The sequence below is a fragment of the Chryseobacterium metallicongregator genome (genome assembly GCF_031324065.1).
In the GTDB taxonomy this organism is placed as follows: domain Bacteria; phylum Bacteroidota; class Bacteroidia; order Flavobacteriales; family Weeksellaceae; genus Chryseobacterium; species Chryseobacterium metallicongregator.
The window spans coordinates 762,919-779,485 of sequence record NZ_JAVIXS010000001.1 but is presented as its reverse complement, the minus strand read 5'-3'; the positions used below and the strand labels follow the sequence as shown (position 1 = coordinate 779,485).

General features: G+C 35.8%; 17 protein-coding genes. 10 read left to right on the top strand and 7 right to left on the bottom strand.

All coding sequences use genetic code 11. The features are described 5' to 3' along the window. Positions 1-34: 34 nt before the first annotated feature. The 3 genes from REB14_RS03605 to REB14_RS03595 all read right to left on the bottom strand — a co-directional run bounded on the left by REB14_RS03605 (position 35) and on the right by REB14_RS03595 (position 2,100). Positions 35-511 (bottom strand): Dps family protein, encoded by a 477-nt coding sequence (locus REB14_RS03605; RefSeq protein WP_034692183.1) that lies wholly within the window; start codon positions 509-511, stop codon positions 35-37. A gap of 45 nt (positions 512-556) precedes the next feature. Then, a complete protein-coding gene (locus REB14_RS03600) occupies positions 557-1,318 on the bottom strand; it encodes an SDR family NAD(P)-dependent oxidoreductase (protein WP_034692184.1) in 762 nt (253 codons plus the stop codon). Between the two features lie 116 nt (positions 1,319-1,434). After that, the gene (locus tag REB14_RS03595; protein WP_034692185.1) at positions 1,435-2,100 is read right to left on the bottom strand and encodes a BON domain-containing protein; all 666 of its coding nucleotides are present in this window, start codon (positions 2,098-2,100) and stop codon (positions 1,435-1,437) included. A 357-nt stretch (positions 2,101-2,457) separates the two neighbouring features. Here REB14_RS03595 and REB14_RS03590 point away from each other — a divergent pair, with 357 nt between their 5' ends. The 7 genes from REB14_RS03590 to REB14_RS03560 all read left to right on the top strand — a co-directional run bounded on the left by REB14_RS03590 (position 2,458) and on the right by REB14_RS03560 (position 9,535). Then, on the top strand, positions 2,458-3,828 hold the full coding sequence (locus REB14_RS03590) for a L,D-transpeptidase family protein (protein ID WP_034692186.1): 1,371 nt from the start codon (positions 2,458-2,460) through the stop codon (positions 3,826-3,828). 7 nt (positions 3,829-3,835) lie between these two features. After that, positions 3,836-4,711, top strand: coding sequence for a universal stress protein (locus REB14_RS03585; RefSeq protein WP_034692187.1), 876 nt, complete (start codon positions 3,836-3,838; stop codon positions 4,709-4,711). A gap of 131 nt (positions 4,712-4,842) precedes the next feature. Further along, positions 4,843-6,051 carry a PAS domain-containing sensor histidine kinase gene (locus REB14_RS03580; RefSeq protein WP_034692188.1) on the top strand — a complete coding sequence of 403 codons (1,209 nt, stop codon included), beginning with the start codon at positions 4,843-4,845 and terminating at the stop codon, positions 6,049-6,051. Positions 6,052-6,056: 5 nt separating this feature from the next. After that, positions 6,057-7,109 (top strand): response regulator, encoded by a 1,053-nt coding sequence (locus REB14_RS03575; RefSeq protein ID WP_034692189.1) that lies wholly within the window; start codon positions 6,057-6,059, stop codon positions 7,107-7,109. Positions 7,110-7,188: 79 nt separating this feature from the next. Next, positions 7,189-7,545, top strand: coding sequence for a Rossmann-fold NAD(P)-binding domain-containing protein (locus REB14_RS03570; protein WP_309521531.1), 357 nt, complete (start codon positions 7,189-7,191; stop codon positions 7,543-7,545). 85 nt (positions 7,546-7,630) lie between these two features. Continuing rightward, the gene (locus REB14_RS03565; RefSeq protein ID WP_034692190.1) at positions 7,631-8,062 is read left to right on the top strand and encodes an Hsp20/alpha crystallin family protein; all 432 of its coding nucleotides are present in this window, start codon (positions 7,631-7,633) and stop codon (positions 8,060-8,062) included. 105 nt (positions 8,063-8,167) lie between these two features. Beyond that, complete coding sequence (locus REB14_RS03560) at positions 8,168-9,535, top strand: MBL fold metallo-hydrolase RNA specificity domain-containing protein (protein WP_034692191.1); 1,368 nt, start codon at positions 8,168-8,170, stop codon at positions 9,533-9,535. 50 nt (positions 9,536-9,585) lie between these two features. Here the strand turns inward: REB14_RS03560 and REB14_RS03555 are convergent, their stop codons facing one another. Both REB14_RS03555 and dinB read right to left on the bottom strand, forming a co-directional pair. Next, complete coding sequence (locus REB14_RS03555; RefSeq protein WP_309521530.1) at positions 9,586-12,642, bottom strand: DNA polymerase III subunit alpha; 3,057 nt, start codon at positions 12,640-12,642, stop codon at positions 9,586-9,588. Positions 12,643-12,649: 7 nt separating this feature from the next. Beyond that, entirely contained in the window at positions 12,650-13,792 is a 1,143-nt protein-coding gene (gene dinB, locus REB14_RS03550) for a DNA polymerase IV (protein ID WP_309521529.1), read from the bottom strand. A 61-nt stretch (positions 13,793-13,853) separates the two neighbouring features. On the opposite strand from dinB, the gene REB14_RS03545 reads away from it, so the two are divergent. From REB14_RS03545 to REB14_RS03535, 3 genes are all read left to right on the top strand, one after another. Then, the gene (locus tag REB14_RS03545; protein WP_309521528.1) at positions 13,854-14,630 is read left to right on the top strand and encodes an XRE family transcriptional regulator; all 777 of its coding nucleotides are present in this window, start codon (positions 13,854-13,856) and stop codon (positions 14,628-14,630) included. 127 nt (positions 14,631-14,757) lie between these two features. Continuing rightward, entirely contained in the window at positions 14,758-15,372 is a 615-nt protein-coding gene (locus REB14_RS03540) for an alpha-ketoglutarate-dependent dioxygenase AlkB family protein (RefSeq protein WP_309521527.1), read from the top strand. 91 nt (positions 15,373-15,463) lie between these two features. Next, the gene (locus REB14_RS03535; protein ID WP_034692196.1) at positions 15,464-15,682 is read left to right on the top strand and encodes a hypothetical protein; all 219 of its coding nucleotides are present in this window, start codon (positions 15,464-15,466) and stop codon (positions 15,680-15,682) included. A gap of 49 nt (positions 15,683-15,731) precedes the next feature. Here REB14_RS03535 and REB14_RS24250 read toward each other — a convergent pair whose 3' ends face one another. Then, complete coding sequence (locus REB14_RS24250; RefSeq protein ID WP_309521526.1) at positions 15,732-15,896, bottom strand: hypothetical protein; 165 nt, start codon at positions 15,894-15,896, stop codon at positions 15,732-15,734. Beyond that, positions 15,877-16,176 (bottom strand): DUF4385 family protein, encoded by a 300-nt coding sequence (locus REB14_RS03525; protein WP_309521582.1) that lies wholly within the window; start codon positions 16,174-16,176, stop codon positions 15,877-15,879. The genes REB14_RS24250 and REB14_RS03525 overlap by 20 nt, the downstream gene beginning before the upstream one ends. Positions 16,177-16,567 lie beyond the last annotated feature (391 nt).

The window sequence follows — 16,567 nt, the reverse complement described above, 5'->3', positions numbered from 1 at the left end:
ATATCATGGTTAGCTCCAATTTTTGTCTGCGAAATTATTCTACTATATGTGAACGTAAAGGCCAAGCCATTTTCTGATGTATTTCTAAGAGACGCGTTATAAAATGACTTGTTGCTACGTCGTGTAAGTCATCCTTACAATTCATGGTATATTCACAAAGTCTAAGAATAAGACTTTCATGATCTTGTAATAATTCTGTAATAAAAGCATGGCTGTTATGTCTCTCCCCATTTTGTTCTGTAAAATGTGTTGAACTTACGTACGATTTTAGAGTTGCCGGTACATACTGACCGAGAGAACGTATTCTTTCTGCAATACTGTTGATGATATCATCCAATTGTTTGCATTGAGTATCAAAAAAAGTACGTTTGTCATGATAGTCAGCTCCCTCAACATTCCAATGGGCATTTTTTGTTTTTATATATAAAACGTTTTCATCTGCCAATATTTTTATGAGCTGATCCGCTATTGCCTGACGATGATTGTCTGCTATTCCTATTTGTATTTTCATTTTAATTGATTTTACTGTTTTTTGTACTACAGACAAAACATATTACTATTTTGCAGACATTCCTCCATCAATGATCTGAGTTGTTCCTGTAATGAACTGACTGTCTTCGCTTGCAAGAAATAAAGCCAGTTTTGCAATTTCAATAGGTTCAGCATAACGTCCTAATGGTATTGCCGCCTCAAATTGCTTCTTAACCTCTTCACCATGCCCTGCAGAAGAGCTTTCTTCTATAGAACGCATCATTCTGTTATTTACCGGAGAAGGGTGAATTGTATTCACTCTGATTTTTCGCGAAGATGCTTCAAGGGCTGTAGTTCTCATAATGCCAACTACGGCATGTTTACTAGTGACATAAGCACTTAACCCTGCAAACCCCAATATTCCGGCCACAGATGAAGTTATAATGATGCTTCCACCATCATTCATTTGGGGTAAAACATATTTATTGCCCAGCCATACCCCTTTGACATTGACGGACATAATTGTATCAAAAACGTCTTCAGGATAATTTTCAATTGGCTTCACAACTCCTTCAATACCGGCATTGTTGAAAAACACATCTATTTTTCCAAATAGCTTTATGGTTTCCGCAACATAGTGTTCAACATCAACAGCTTTTGAAACATCAGCAACTGCATATCTTATATGTTCGCTATTTAATTCGTAGGCAGCTTCTTGTAATTCTTTTTCATAGAGGTCGACGAGCATTACTTTTGCTCCCTCTTCTAAAAATAGTTTAGCTGTAATTTTGCCAATGCTTCCGGAGCCGCCTGTTATAATGGCTACTTTATTTTCTAATTTGCTCATGAGTTCAGATTTATTTAATGAATAGATTTTGATAATTTTTTAATAGTAATCTATATTGAACTGAAATTGAACTGCAGAAAAAGTTATCTTCCAAAGGTCAAAGATTAAATCCGGGGTTAATAAAAATCATACTCATAATTAACTTCCAGTTCATTCTTTACATTCCATATACCCGGAGTTTTCCAGGCAATACGACCGGCTTCTTCTTTCTGATACAGTGAATTTGCAGTTCCCGTTAAAGTTACAGTTGTTCCTAAAACAGATACTTTAATATCATTATCATAAATTGAGCTTCTTTTCAATGCGTCCTGAATGTCTTTTTTTTGTATCACATCGTCTAATTCTGATTTAATTGTAATTTTATTAATCAAGCCCTTTACACCGGTAAGATATTTTACTACACTTGCTGCTTCCTCTTTTTGGTAATGCCACGGTAATTCACCTTCTAAGGTTACCCATCCATCTTCAACTTTTACCATTATTTTATCATCGGGAACAGAGTAATTAGACTGTAAGGCATCCAGTGCTTCCTTGGCTACTTCGGCATCAGCCTTTTTCAATGAGCTTGGAAATTTTACTTCAATGTTTTCAACTAAAGCCTTAACACCTGCAACTTTTTTCGCAGCATTTTCTGCTTCTGCTTTTTTCGCATAATTGTCAACTATGCCGGTAAGAGAGATCACACCGTCTTTTGCAATAACGCCAATTTCTGCAGCATGCAGTAATGGCTCCCATTTAATGGCATTTTGAACATCTCTTTGTAATTTCGCATTTGTTTTCATTTCAATTTTTTTTTGGATTAATAAATGTTTAAAGTTTGCTCATTGCAAGAATTTTATAGTTGCATCTAATTCTTAGAGTACTTTTTACTTAAGTCAATGCTGTATGTTAATTCATCCCAAAGGTCACGAACCTGCATGAGAAATAATATGACAGGTATCACTGCAAAAAATGATACTGATCAGTTCAACACTTCAATCTTTTAAACGCATAAAATTTTAAATCGATTTGCATTTAGTAAGTATTTGGAAAGCGTTGAAAAAAACAGATTAAAGTATAGCGATATCATTATTTTTAGTGATGGCAGTCATTATTTGACAGTATGGTAATTTGGAAATTTGTGGCATAAACTTCAGATTATGAAAGCTTTTTTAACATTCACCATTATTCTTTGCTTTACAATAATTACACAAGCTCAGGATTTGAAAACAACAAACGAGATTACTTCTTTACTTAAAGACAATGGTACGCTCTCAAAGCTGCATTATCCGCAATCGGTTATTAGGTTTTATACCGGAAATAATTCTGAATATGCGTGGATAACTCCAGAGAAATCAGATCAACCTGAAACTGCAATGTTACTGTTGGAATATTCCTATCGATTTGGTCTTTCTTTATCTGATTATCATTGGGATGCCATTTCTCTTCAGAAATTAAGAAAATTGCGAGATACTCCTGTTGAAGAGAATCAAAAGGAAAAAGCTGAGTTCGATATTCTGATGACGGACGCCCTTATCACATTCATCAATAACATGCATTTAGGGAAATACAACCCTTTGTATAAATCATCATATATTGATTCCAATGATATAAATGGATTTCGATCCGACCATATACTGCTGAATGCAAGACAGCAGACAGATTTTCTTAAGACAATCCTTGAGGTTCAGCCTAAAATAAAAGAATACACGGACTTCCAGAACTATTTAAATACTCTCTATGAGGAAGATGATTGTATAGCTCCACAAAGGGAATCTGAAAAAATCATCATCAATATGGAGCGCTTACGGTGGATTGATACCCATGATACTTCCTATATCCTGGTCAATATTCCTTCCTATACATTGAAACTTTATCACCAGGATGATGTATTTGATTTTAAAGTGATTATAGGAAAGCCAAACACCAAAACGCCAGTTTTGAGCAGCAGTATTCATTATTTTACAACAGCGCCTGACTGGAAGGTTCCCCAAAGTATTTTCATAAAAGAAATGCTGCCTAAAATCTTAAAAAGTCCTCAGTATTTAGAGAACCATCATTATTCAGTTTATGATAAAAATGGAAATCAGGTTGAAATAAGTTCATCAAAACTAAAAGAGATCCGTCAAAACCCTTACCGATATAGTATAAGACAATCATCCGGATGTGATAATGCATTGGGAGCGGTGGTTTTTAGATTTGACAACTCTTATGGAATATATCTCCATGATACTTCTCAAAAACAATTGTTTAGTAAAGATGAAAGAGCTTTGAGTCACGGATGTATTCGTGTTGAGAATGCTAAAGAGCTGGCAGCTCTCCTATTAAAAAACGATGGTTTAGGAAACAAGATTCCTGTTTTAGAAAATGCAATGTCAGAGTATAAAAGAAAAGATTTTGTTCTAAAGCAACCTGTTCCGATTATTATAACCTATCTGACCTGTCTTATAACGGATGGAAAGCCTGTATTATATAAGGATATTTACCATTTAGATGATTCATTAGAAAATATGTTTAACCAAAATAAATAATCAGATTATGAGAACGATTTTAGTCGCCACTGACTACTCAAAGCCAGCGCGAAATGCTGCTTTTTATGCACTTCACTTGGCCCATGCCCTGAAAGCCAACATCGATTTCTGCCATGCCTTTGGATTACCGGTTGAAAGTCCAATGCTGGGGCAGATCGCGTGGTCTGTATACGAATATCCAGATTTATATGAAGAAAATACAAAAGAGCTTAAAAAGTTGGTAAAGGCATTGGAAGACAGAGAAAAAGTTGTATGGGGAGATGAAGCTTTCCCATTTCATCCTTCAATACATTATGGAAGTGAGGGAGGCGATGCTGTTCATGTGATTAACAATATGGCAGCCGAGAAAAAACCGCTTCTTATCGTCATGGGTATGCAAGGAGCAGGGATGCTTACCCGTTTTATTTTCGGAAGCAACAGCATACAGATGATTGAAAACACAAAGTATCCGCTTCTTTTAGTTCCCTTAAACCATAAATATAATGGGCTTAAGAAGATTGCTTTCGCTACAGATCTGAATAAAAAAGACATAAAAACAGCCCAATTATTAATTGAATTTGCCAAATACTTTGACGCTGAGCTTTTAATTACCCATATTATTCAGAGTGATAATGATGTGATTCAGGATGCCACTTATGAACATAAGAAAGAGACATTTCTAAAGAACCTTAATGGTAAAATTTGTTACAACTGTATATACAGTGAAAATATAGATTACGGTTTGGAAATATTAAAATACAAAGACATCGATATGCTGGTGATGGGCCATCATGACAAAAGTTTTTTCAAAAGACTATTTTTGGGAAGTCATGCCGCAAGACAGGCTGTAGAATTGGAAATTCCGCTATTAACGATTCCTGAAAATGGTCATATTCATTTTTGAATATTTGAATTAATTATTACATATAATTGTTTATAATAAAAATAATATTGAATACGAAAACATTTTCATAGATCATATATGTTCATTATGCTAAAATGCATAACTTTATATGTCTGCATAATACGATAACTATGGAAAGTGCCAAACTGTTGCAAGCCATTATTGAAACGGCTATTGACGGTATTATAACCATTGATGACAGGGGGAGGATAGAAAGCCTGAATCCCTCTGCACTAAAAATATTTGGCTACAAAGAGGAAGAATTAATCGGAAAAAATATTTCAGTATTAATGCCGGAACCCGATAAAAGCAGACATGATGATTACCTTATTCATTATCAGACTACCGGAGAAAAGAAAATCATTGGAAAAGGAAGGGAAGTCAGAGGATTAAGAAAGGATGGAACACAATTTCCTTTTAGGCTTGCTGTAAGCGAAGTACAATATCAGGATAGGATGATTTATACAGGTTTTATCCACGATCTTTCCAAAGAAAAAGAAGCGGAAGAATCTCTTAAAAGGTATGCTGGTGAGCTGGAAGAATTAGTCGAAAACCGTACAAAATCACTAAAAAAAATGCTTCATGAATTGGAGGTGGCCAAGGAAGAAGCTAATACATCGCTGGAAAAAGAAAAAGATCTTAACAAAATGAAAAGCCGGTTCGTATCAATGGCATCACACGAGTTTCGAACCCCTTTAAGTTCTATGCAGCTTTCTGCCGTACTTATTGAAAAATATCTTCAAGCTTCAGACAATATCCAAATATTAAAACATCTCCATAAGATAAAAAATGCAATTGCCAGTTTGAATTCCATCCTCAATGATTTTCTTTCCTTAGAAAAATTGGATACCGGAATTGTAAAACCCCATTATGATTTATTTGATATTGTTAAGTTTTCAGAAGAACTTACAGAAGAAATGCAGCTTATCACCAAAGAAGACCAAATTATAATTTACCAGCACGCAGGATCAGAAAGTGAAATCAATTTGGATCAAAACTTATTAAGAAATTGTTTAATGAACTTAATGAGCAATGCTATAAAATATTCAGGAGAACATACGTTGATTGAATTCTCTACAGAAATAAATGAAGATAGGTATGTGTTTTCAGTAAAAGATAATGGAATAGGAATACCCGAAGGAGACCAGTCCGGTCTTTTTCAGCCATTTTTCAGGGCACATAATATAGGAAATATTCCCGGAACAGGTTTAGGTCTCAATATTGTTCAGCGGTATGTAAATCTCATGGATGGTCTGGTTCATTTTGAAAGTACATCAGATAAGGGTACTGAGTTTACCTTATCATTTCATAAAAATTCAGCTAACAATACTCCAATTTAGTACCAATGGAAAAGATACGCCTACTGATAATCGAAGATAATGACGATATCCGCGAAAGCACTTCGGAGATTCTTCAGCTTGCCAGTTATGAAGTATTTCAGGCTTCTAATGGTAAACAGGGAGTAGATCTGGCTATTAAGCATATACCGGATGTGATATTATGTGATATTATGATGCCGGAGCTTGACGGGTATGGGGTTTTACATCTTTTAAGCAAAAGAGAGGATACTGCGCTTATCCCTTTTATTTTTATAACGGCAAAAACGGATCGGATAGAAATCCGAAAAGGAATAGAAATGGGGGCGGATGACTATCTTACTAAGCCATTTGATGATATAGAACTCCTCAGTGCTATTGAAAGCCGATTGAAAAAGAAAGAACGTCAGAAAAGCCTTTATAGCAATATTCTTAGTCAAATGACCAATTTATTTCATGGTGCGCACGGACTTGATGAATTAAAGAAAGCTTTTGATGAACGAAAAGTCAAATCTTTTAAAAAGAAACAGATTATCTATTATGAGGGTGATACTGCAAATGCGGTTTATCTTATTATATCAGGCTCAGTGAAAACAACAAAAATGACAGAAGACGGAAAAGAATTCATGACAGCAGTCTACAGTCCGGAAGAATATTTTGGAATCACTTCATTATTTGCAGGAAAAGAATATAAAGAGACGGCTGAAGTATTGGAGGATACTACCTTATGCTCAGTTCCCAGAGAAGTTATTGATCAACTACTGTATAAATATCCGGACATAGCGGAAAAATTCATCAAAATTCTTGCCCAGAATGTTATTACCCACGAAGAGCAGCTATTGCAGCTTGCTTATTTTTCTGTGAGAAAAAGAATGGCGGAAGTTTTACTTAAGCTCCATACAAAACATCCTCACACTGAAAATTTTGAAATTTCAAGAGAAAACCTTGCTTCTATGGCTGGAATGGCTATTGAAACGGTAAGCAGAATTCTGAGTGATTTTAAAGAAGAAAATTTAATAGATAGAAATGCAGGCAGGATTACGATATTGGATGTTCCCCGTCTTCAAAAATTAAAAAACTAATCTCTGTCACTTTTTATAATGATTTTATACATTGAATAGTGATAATGGGATCTATACATTTGATGATTCAAAAGACAGTATGAAAGTCATCGTTTATCATATCAGCCAGGAAGATAAAAAGCTTCTGGCTTTGGCTAATCGTAAAAAACATAAAATTACGATCATAATAAATCCTTTAAGTGAAGCTACCGTTCATTTTGCAGAAGCAAAAGATGCTGTCATAATTATTGATCAGGAAAACCTAGTTTCAAACAGGCTTATTTTTAAACTTATATCCTTTGGGATTAGATATTTTATATTCAGATTCCAGGAACAGGCTCCTGTGGATGTATCAATAATTCAGGATACCGGATTGAAATACATTACCATTACAGATTCAACATTGAACATGTCCTCAATAATTAAAATTCTCGATGCCTGGGAAAAAAGTGATTAGCATCATTTCAAAACGCAACGATCGTCATAATTTAAAAATTATTTCTCTTATACCTTTGAAGTATAAACCTTAAAATAATTGTGTTATGAAAACTTTGGAAAAAACCAATCCATCAAATGAATCTCAATCATTAGAATCTCAGGTAGAAGATTTTTGGAAGAATGATGATCTTGTTAATCAGTTGGCTAAAACGGAGCCAACAGTTAACATTATTGATAAAAATGGTGTTTATAAGCTTAAAGTATCAGCTCCGGGATTTAAGAAAAAGGACTTCAAAGTTGCAGTTGAGGACGAAACATTGATCATCAGTGCTGCAACCAGTACAGAGAAAAAAGAAGAAAAAGAAAATTATGTCAGAAAAGAGTTTTCAGCTTCCTCATTTGTCCGCAGTTTCCGTTTACCGGATAGTATTAGTTTAGGCCATATAAAAGCCAATTATAAAGGGGGATTATTAAATATTACCATTAATAAATCTAATCTGGATAAAAAAGAAGTAAAAGAGATCAAAATACGCTAAAATTTTTCAGTATTAATTCATAAAAACCTATTGCGCATTCAGGAGACTATTCAAGTATCAGAGCCAGAATAGGCCGTTGCGCAACAGATTTATAAAACTAAAAAAATGGATACTATTATTTTAAAATCTCTTGGAGGAGCCGAAACAGTTACCGGATCCAAGCATTTATTAAAGACCTCGGAACTTACTATATTAGTAGATTGTGGATTATTTCAGGGCATTAAATCTTTGCGTGAACAAAACTGGGAATCATTACATGTCGATGTTGCTGAAATAGATATTGTCATTCTTACGCATGCTCATCTTGATCATTGCGGTTATATTCCTCTTCTTGTAAAAAACGGATTTAAAGGTAAAATTTACATGACTGAGCCTACCAAAGAATTAGCAAAATTGATTTTACTCGATAGTGCAAAGCTGCAGGAAGAAGATGCGGAGAAAGCGAATTTTCATCATTATACCAAACATAATCCTGCAAAACCGTTGTATACGATAAATGATGCTGAAAGATCTTTTAAACAATTTTTTACGGTTAGTGAAAACACTGCGATCAAACTTAGTGATCATATTCAATGCAGGTTTAAACCCTGCGGGCATATTATTGGAGCCTGTTCTGTGGAGATCAAATGTTTTGAGAAAACGATCATTTTTTCAGGAGATATCGGACGGACTCACAGCACTATTTTACCTCCTCCTGATTTTTTCACCGAAGCGGATTTTATAGTGATGGAATCGACATACGGAGACAGACTTCATGACAATACCAATTTATATGATAAATTGGAACACTGGATCAATCTCACTGTTAAAAACCATGGTAATATAATTATTCCCAGTTTTGCTGTAGGCAGGGCACAGGAGCTTATTTATATTCTTTATCAGCTCAAGGAACAGAACAGAATCCCTTACAATCTTCCTGTAATTATGGATAGCCCAATGGCTGCTTCTGCTACGGATATTATGGTTGAATATGCTGAACACACAATTGTTAATAAAGAAAAATGGCTGGAAATTATTGAACAGGTGAATATCAATAAAGAATATACGAATACTGAAGAAATAGTTCATAATAAACAAAGTAAAATAATAATTGCCGGCAGTGGTATGATGACAGGAGGGCGTGTTCTTGAGTACTTAAAGCATGATATAGGAAACAGCCGGAATACCGTATTAATTGTCGGGTTTCAGGCAGAAGGTACTCGTGGAAGAGCATTGCTTAATGAATCTCATGAGTTAAAAATTCACGGAAAATATTATCCTGTAAACGCAAATGTTGTTGAATTGACAGGATTATCTGCACATGCTGATCAATCTGAACTGATGGAGTGGATAAGGAAATTTAAAAATCCACCGAAACAGATCATACTTGTTCACGGTGAACCCTCTGCCCAGGAAGCATTAAGGGTAAAAATTCAAACGGAGTTGCAAATACCGGTAAAGATTCTGATAAAAGATACAGAAGTAATCTTTTAAGTATTTTTTACCAGTAGTGTAATTTTAATTGAAGGGATCTCTATTCTGTACTATTCAATCATCTTATTACGGGATAATCCAATTTCATGTTCCTGGGGATACGGTTTTCTAAAAGTCATACTGACATCCTCATGCAAATTACGTTGGGCTTCCAATGATTTTTCTTTATCCATGGAATACCTGGGATCAGGAATGAAAGGCATTTTCGCCATTTTATGAATGGTAATGGTAGGGAAATGGAAATCGACCTCCACTGTTCCCAATAAGAGATAGCAGCCACCACCCTGAAAAGGATATTCTTCAAGACAGCTGGGAAAATGAGCCGTATCAAAATATTCTCCTTCTGCATCAATCCAGGTTCCGAAGTACATCGTTCCTTTCTTTGTAGGTACATGCTTTCTTGAAATAAGATACGCCAGCATTTTAACCTGACATTTATGGAACTTCAATAAGTCTTTTACCAAAACAGAGCCTCTGTATCTGGTCTGTAATAAATCAAAAGGACTGAATGAAACAGGAAATCCCAATATTTCTATCTCGTCAAAAGCATCTTCAAACTTATTTCGTTCTATACTAGGTAACTTATAATCCTTTTGAGGTTCTTCCAGTAAAGTCAAATGTCTGAAAGGAACCTTATGAGTTCCCAGAAGAAATCTTGATTCAATCAGCAGTTCATGTTTCTGTTTTCCGGTAAAGCGGAATGCTCCGATAAAGATTAAAATTTGTAGTGTTTCGATGCCAATAGGAATTCTTTTAACAAAATTTTCCAGGGAAGTATACTCTCCATTCTGATTTCTTTCTTCAGGAATAAGTTGCGCTAATTTAAGTTCCAACCTTTCAATATGCATCAATCCCAAATAAACGTCCGAACCATAGACCGTTGTCTGGTATTCACTCAGATTGACACAGGGATTATGGATAGCAGCTCCCGACATCCGGGCTTCATGAATATAAACCTCAGTTCTGTAGAACCCGCCACCGTTATTAATAGCAGAAACCATAAATTCAATAGGGAAGTAGACTTTCAGATATAAGCTCTGGTAGCTTTCTACGGCATAGGAAGCGGAGTGTGCTTTACAGAATGAGTATCCTGCAAAAGATTCGATCTGCCGGTATACTTCTATGGATAACTGTTCAGGATGCCCTAGCTTTTTACAGGATTCAAAGAAGTTATCTTTTACTTTCTGTAAAGCTGATAAAGCTCGCCCCTTACCACTCATCGCTCTTCGCAGTATGTCACCATCAGTAGCAGATAGTCCTCCGAAGTGAAGCGCAATTTTAATAACATCCTCCTGATACACCATAATGCCATAGGTTTCTCCTAATTCCTTTTCAAAAACTTCGTGGAAGTACTCAAATTTTGTGGGATTGTTATGCCTGAAAATATACTCCCGCATCATTCCGCTTTGGGCCACTCCGGGTCTAATAATAGATGAAGCAGCAACCAGTACTTTATAGTTGTCGCATTTCAATCTTCGGAGTAAACCCCGCATGGCAGGAGACTCAATATAAAAACAGCCGATGGTTTTTCCGGAACTTAAAAATTCATTGCATCTGGCTTCATCTTTTGATAGGGATGTATCACGGATATCGATATCGATTCCTCTTTTTTCCTTCACCAGTTTTACCGTGTCGTTAATGGTACCTAGACCTCTCTGTGAGAGAATATCAAACTTTTCAAGGCCAATCTCTTCTGCGGTATACATATCGAACTGTACGATCGGAAAACCTTTGGGTGGCATTTCGAGTGCGGAATAATTGGTGATAGGTTCTTCTGATATCAGGATTCCACAGGAATGCATACTTCTCTGGTTAGGAAACTTTTCTAACAATTTTCCGTAGTAATGAACCTGTCTGGATACCGAATTGTTATCATGCTCCTGGATGGGTTTGGTTGCCAGTGTATCGAGTTCCTCTTTCGGAAGCCCGAATACTTTTCCTACTTCCCGGAAAATAGAGCGGTATTTAAATTCAACATTGGTTCCGCAGAAAGCAACATGGTCTTTACCATATTTATCAAAAATATATTCCAGGATAATATCCCTGGTCTGCCAGCTCCAGTCAATATCAAAATCCGGAGGTGTTTTACGGTTGAGGTTTAAAAACCTCTCAAAATACAGATCCAGTTCCAAAGGACATATATCAGTAATTCCTATACAGTAGCTGACAATGGAATTGGCACCGCTGCCTCTTCCTACGTGCATAAATCCCATCCGGTTGCTGTATTGAATAATATCCCAGGTGATGAGGAAATAAGCACAGAAATTAAGCTGGTCAATGACTCCTAACTCTTTATCCACTCTTGCTTTTGCCTGTAGATGATCATCTGAATACCTTTTTGAAAGCCCTTGATACGCCAACTGTTTTAAAAGTTTAAAATCATTTTCCCTGCTGTCAGTGAAATGTTTTTTGTTTTTAGGGGTTGAAAAGTCAAAATCAAAGTGGCAGCTATTAACAATATATTTTGTATTCTCAATGATTTGAGTAAAATTTTTAAATTGAGACAGAAGCTTTTTTTTATCAGTAAACATTTCATTGTCTTTACAGTAATCAGCTTCTGTAAGCTTACTGATCAATGTATTGTGATCAATTGCCCTTAGTATTTTATGGAGCTCATATTCTTCAGGGTTGCTGAAAGTAACCGGATGCAGGATGACCATTTTATGGATGAACTGTTTCAATTCAGGTTGAATCAAAAAGTTGAGCTGACCCTGCCTGATCCCTATAAATTCATGATCCGATAGCTTTTCAGGAATATTTTCCAGTGGATAAATAACGAAAGTATCTTTAAAATCAGGATTTGCTTTAGGAATTTCAGTACCCTCACAATTATAAGCGGTTAAAAGCCTGTTGATCTCTCCTATGCTTTTTTGATTTTTGGCCAGGCAGATATAATACAGTTCATCCTGAACCCGTATTTCCACTCCGACAATCGGTTTGATATTATACTCCTGGCAAAGTTTATACAAATCATATATTCCCGTAATGGTATTGATATCCGTAAGAGCTAGGATTTTAATATTAAAATGTACAGCCTGCTCAACCAGTTCTTTAATAGAAATAGTCCCATACCGGAGGCTGTGATAAGAATGACAATTCAGAAACATCTTGTAATTATTTTAATAAACCAGAGGCTCTTCCTACACTTGAAGTTCCAAACCGGTTCTTGATTTTATCCATTGTCTGATACAGTGATATCAACTCTTCCGTATCTTCAAAGAGATCCATTTGATGGCATCCGTGAACCAATCCTGTAAACTTTACTCCAACCAGCCTTATTCTCATACGCCTGGTATATACTTTTTTAAAGAGTTCCAAAACATACCTGAGCAGGGTATGATCAGCTGAGGTGTACGGAATCCTGCATTGTTTGGTTTCCGTATCAAAATTGGTATACCGGAGTTTTACCACTACTACCGATACCAGCCATTTCTCTGCCCGGAGCTGATAACAGAGTTTTTCAACCATTCCTGAGAGTATACTTTGAATCCCCTGAATATCTATAGTATCCTGAGCAAAAGTATCTTCTGTAGAAATGGATTTTCGTTCAGAGTAGGGAACGACAGGGGTTTCATCAATTCCGTGTGCTTTTTTCCAGAGTTCATTTCCGTTTTTACCAATCAGCTGCCCAAGCACATCAACAGGCATTTCAGAAAGTGTTTGTATCGTTCTGATCCCCAGTCTTGAGAGCAGTTGAAAGGTTACATCTCCGACCATAGGAATCTTCTTTACCGAAAGCGGGTTTAAAAACGGCTGTATGTCAGACTTTTTCACTTCCAATCTTCCGATTGGCTTTGATTCTCCGGTTCCGATTTTGGATACGGTCTTATTGGTGGATAAAGCAAAACTTATCGGTAATCCTGTGTTTTTCTGTATGCTTTCTGCGATTTCATGGGTCCATTTATAGCATCCAAAAAACTGATCCATTCCGGAGAGATCCAGATAAAATTCATCAATACTTCCTTTTTCAAGAACAGGTACTTTTTCCTGAATAATTTCAGTCACCATATGGGACATATTGGAATACATTTCCATATCTCCCTTAATGACTTTTGCTTCGGGACACAAGCGCAAAGCCATTTTGATTGGCATGGCACTCCTTACTCCGAAAAACCGGGTTTCATAAGAGCAGGACGCCACAACACCACGGTCTCCACCTCCTATGATGACAGGCTTTTTCTCCAGTTCGGAGTTTTTCAGCCTTTCACAGGAAACAAAGAACGTATCTAAATCCATATGTACAATTGCTCTTTCCATGTGGTAAAATTAGTTACGTTTTGAAACATATTTTGTATTTTTGTTGTCTAAAATTGTAACAATGTCAAAATTCTCTGATAACATCGTGTTTTTGAGAGGAAAGAAAAATATGACTCAGCAAGAACTGGCAGATCTATTATTTCTTACCCGATCCAGATATGTCGCCTATGAATATGGCAGAACGGAACCTCCAATTGAAATACTGCTTAGAATTTCAAAATTCTATAACATCAGCATCGACCTATTGTTGACTGTAGATGTGAGAAAATTTTCTATCGATGAACTCATGGAGCTTCCTGAGAATAGAATTGTTCTGCCTATAAGGGTTGATCAGGATGGAAACAATCAGATTGAGATTATCCCCCAAAAAGCTTCTATGGGCTATTTGAATGGCTATGGAGATCCGGAATACATAGAAAGTCTGGAGACCATATCATTACCTTTTTTAAAAGGGGGTAAGTTCAGAGCATTTCCTGCTGACGGAGATTCAATGCCCCCCTATAAGAACGGAACTTATATCGTCGGAAAATATGTAGAAAATCTTTCGGATTTGAAAACGGACAGAACGTATGTTTTCATTACCACCAATGATGGTATCAGTTACAAAAGGTTTCAGTTTCATGAAGCCGATGGTATATGGGTGAAGGCTGACAATCAATTTTATGAGCCGTATAAAATTCCATTGCCTGAAATTAAAGAAATCTGGGAATTTGCCTGTAGTATTACTACCAAAGAATATGAACCTGATGAATTTTCAGAACATCATATTCAAAACTTTATCACAGAAATTAAAACTGATATCAAACAGATCAAAGAAAAAATGGGAGATAAGAATTGAATTTATTTTGAGTAGATGGCATAATCAAAAAATTTCCCCAAAGGGAAGTAAAAACACAAATGATGAAAAAAAATTATTCCGTAGAAACGGAATAAGACAAAGTTAAATGATTTAAAGAAAAATTACAATGAGTCAGCTTAGTTTATTTGATGCAGAAGAGTTGTATGAGTTTCCAAAAGACCTTTTGGAATACAGAGAGAGTTTTCTGAGTAAGGAAGAGGCCGATCTACTTAAAAACAAATTGTTGGAAACTGCTCCCTGGGAACAGCGTACTCAAAAAATGTATGATAAGATGGTGCTTACTCCAAGATTAACGGCCTGGTATGGTGATTCAAAATATAGTGATTCCGAAGAAAATAAAAAACCAACTTATCCATTGACTCCTGAATTGTTTTCATTAAAACAGAGAATTGAGAAGGAATTTGGCTGTCAGTTCAATGGTGTTCTGTTAAACCTATATCGTGATCATAACGATTCCGTCGCCTGGCATCGGGACAAGGAAAGCCGATATGGTAAACGTCCGGTTATCGCATCCATAAGTCTTGGACAAACCAGAAACTTTGATTTCAGAAAAAAAGACCATCATCAGAGTAAATACAGTTTACCATTGCCTCATGGCTCATTACTTATCATGAAAGGCGATCTTCAGGAACACTGGGAACATCGCATTGCGAAATCAACCATACGAATGAAAGAACGAATTAATCTCACATTTCGATTCATCCGAATGTCGGGTCAATAGTATTTAAAATATATTAACTTCCAACTTAACGTATTGTTTACAAAAAGAAAATTTTTGTTCTCCGGCAGATATAAAATTAAAAACTAACTCTATGTCCATCACATATTACGATTTTAAAAATCTATCAAAGGAATCTCAGCATAGACTTGTTAGCGCTGAAGGTGTTGTAATTAGTGAAACTTATAAGGATAAACTAAAATTTGTACTGTATAAAGTATCATCCTTTTCAGTTGAAATTGTTTATAATGTTACCAATGAGAAGATAGAAGGTTTAAATGTATTTCAGAATAGCGGAACGTATGAAAAATAGCATCTATAAATTATTGCAATAGTTATAACCCAGTTAAAGCCCTGCTGTTTTAAAAAAGAGAATATAATAAAGCTGTCAAAACAATTTCTCCATACTTCTCTTTCCATATTTTTTTTAATTGGGTGTATTTTTGGTTTTTCTCTGCCTCTTTCCTTTTTTTATAAAAAATATCCGCAGCTTTAGCTTTCTCTGGATCACGCGTTCCTTTTTCCAACTGCTGATCCTTTTTCAGCATTGTATTTTTTGCCTCCTTTAAAATTAAAATACCGCCTCGCCCTTGTAAAGCCCATTTGAAGATATCTTCTTGCCATATCTGCTCCGACAAAGTCATTCTGTTCCAGATAATCCAAAAATATAGGAAAGAGCATTTCTGAGCTTACTTTGGCAATTTCTGTATTTTTGAAATGCCAGTGTTTTCCTATTTCTGACTTATAAGGTTCACAGATCAAAGCGCCCTGTTCACCTTTACCAACTTTATATTTCTCAGGATACAGACGGTAGTCTATATCGGGCTTCCTCCTTATCGAAATTGAGGGAAGTTGGTTTGTCGCTGATCATTTAAATGAAGAAACAAACATGATGTCCTTAACTTGTAATGTAATAGTATTATTATAACAACATATGCAGGAAAGGAAGATGGTCTTCCGCTATAACTATATACAATGCAGCAAACCTTTTGAAAGACTTTGGATCAGTTCTTTTATTGAAAAGGCAGTACAGCAAGGCTTTTAATAAACTGGATTGTATGAAGGTAGCCAGAAGTAAAGCTAGCTGATAGAAATTAATGTGATCCAGGCATTAACGATCTCAGTAAACCAAGAGGAATATCTTTAAGCAGAGTGCAGACTCCGACGCTTGCTTTAATCTGTCAACAGTTTCTTCAGC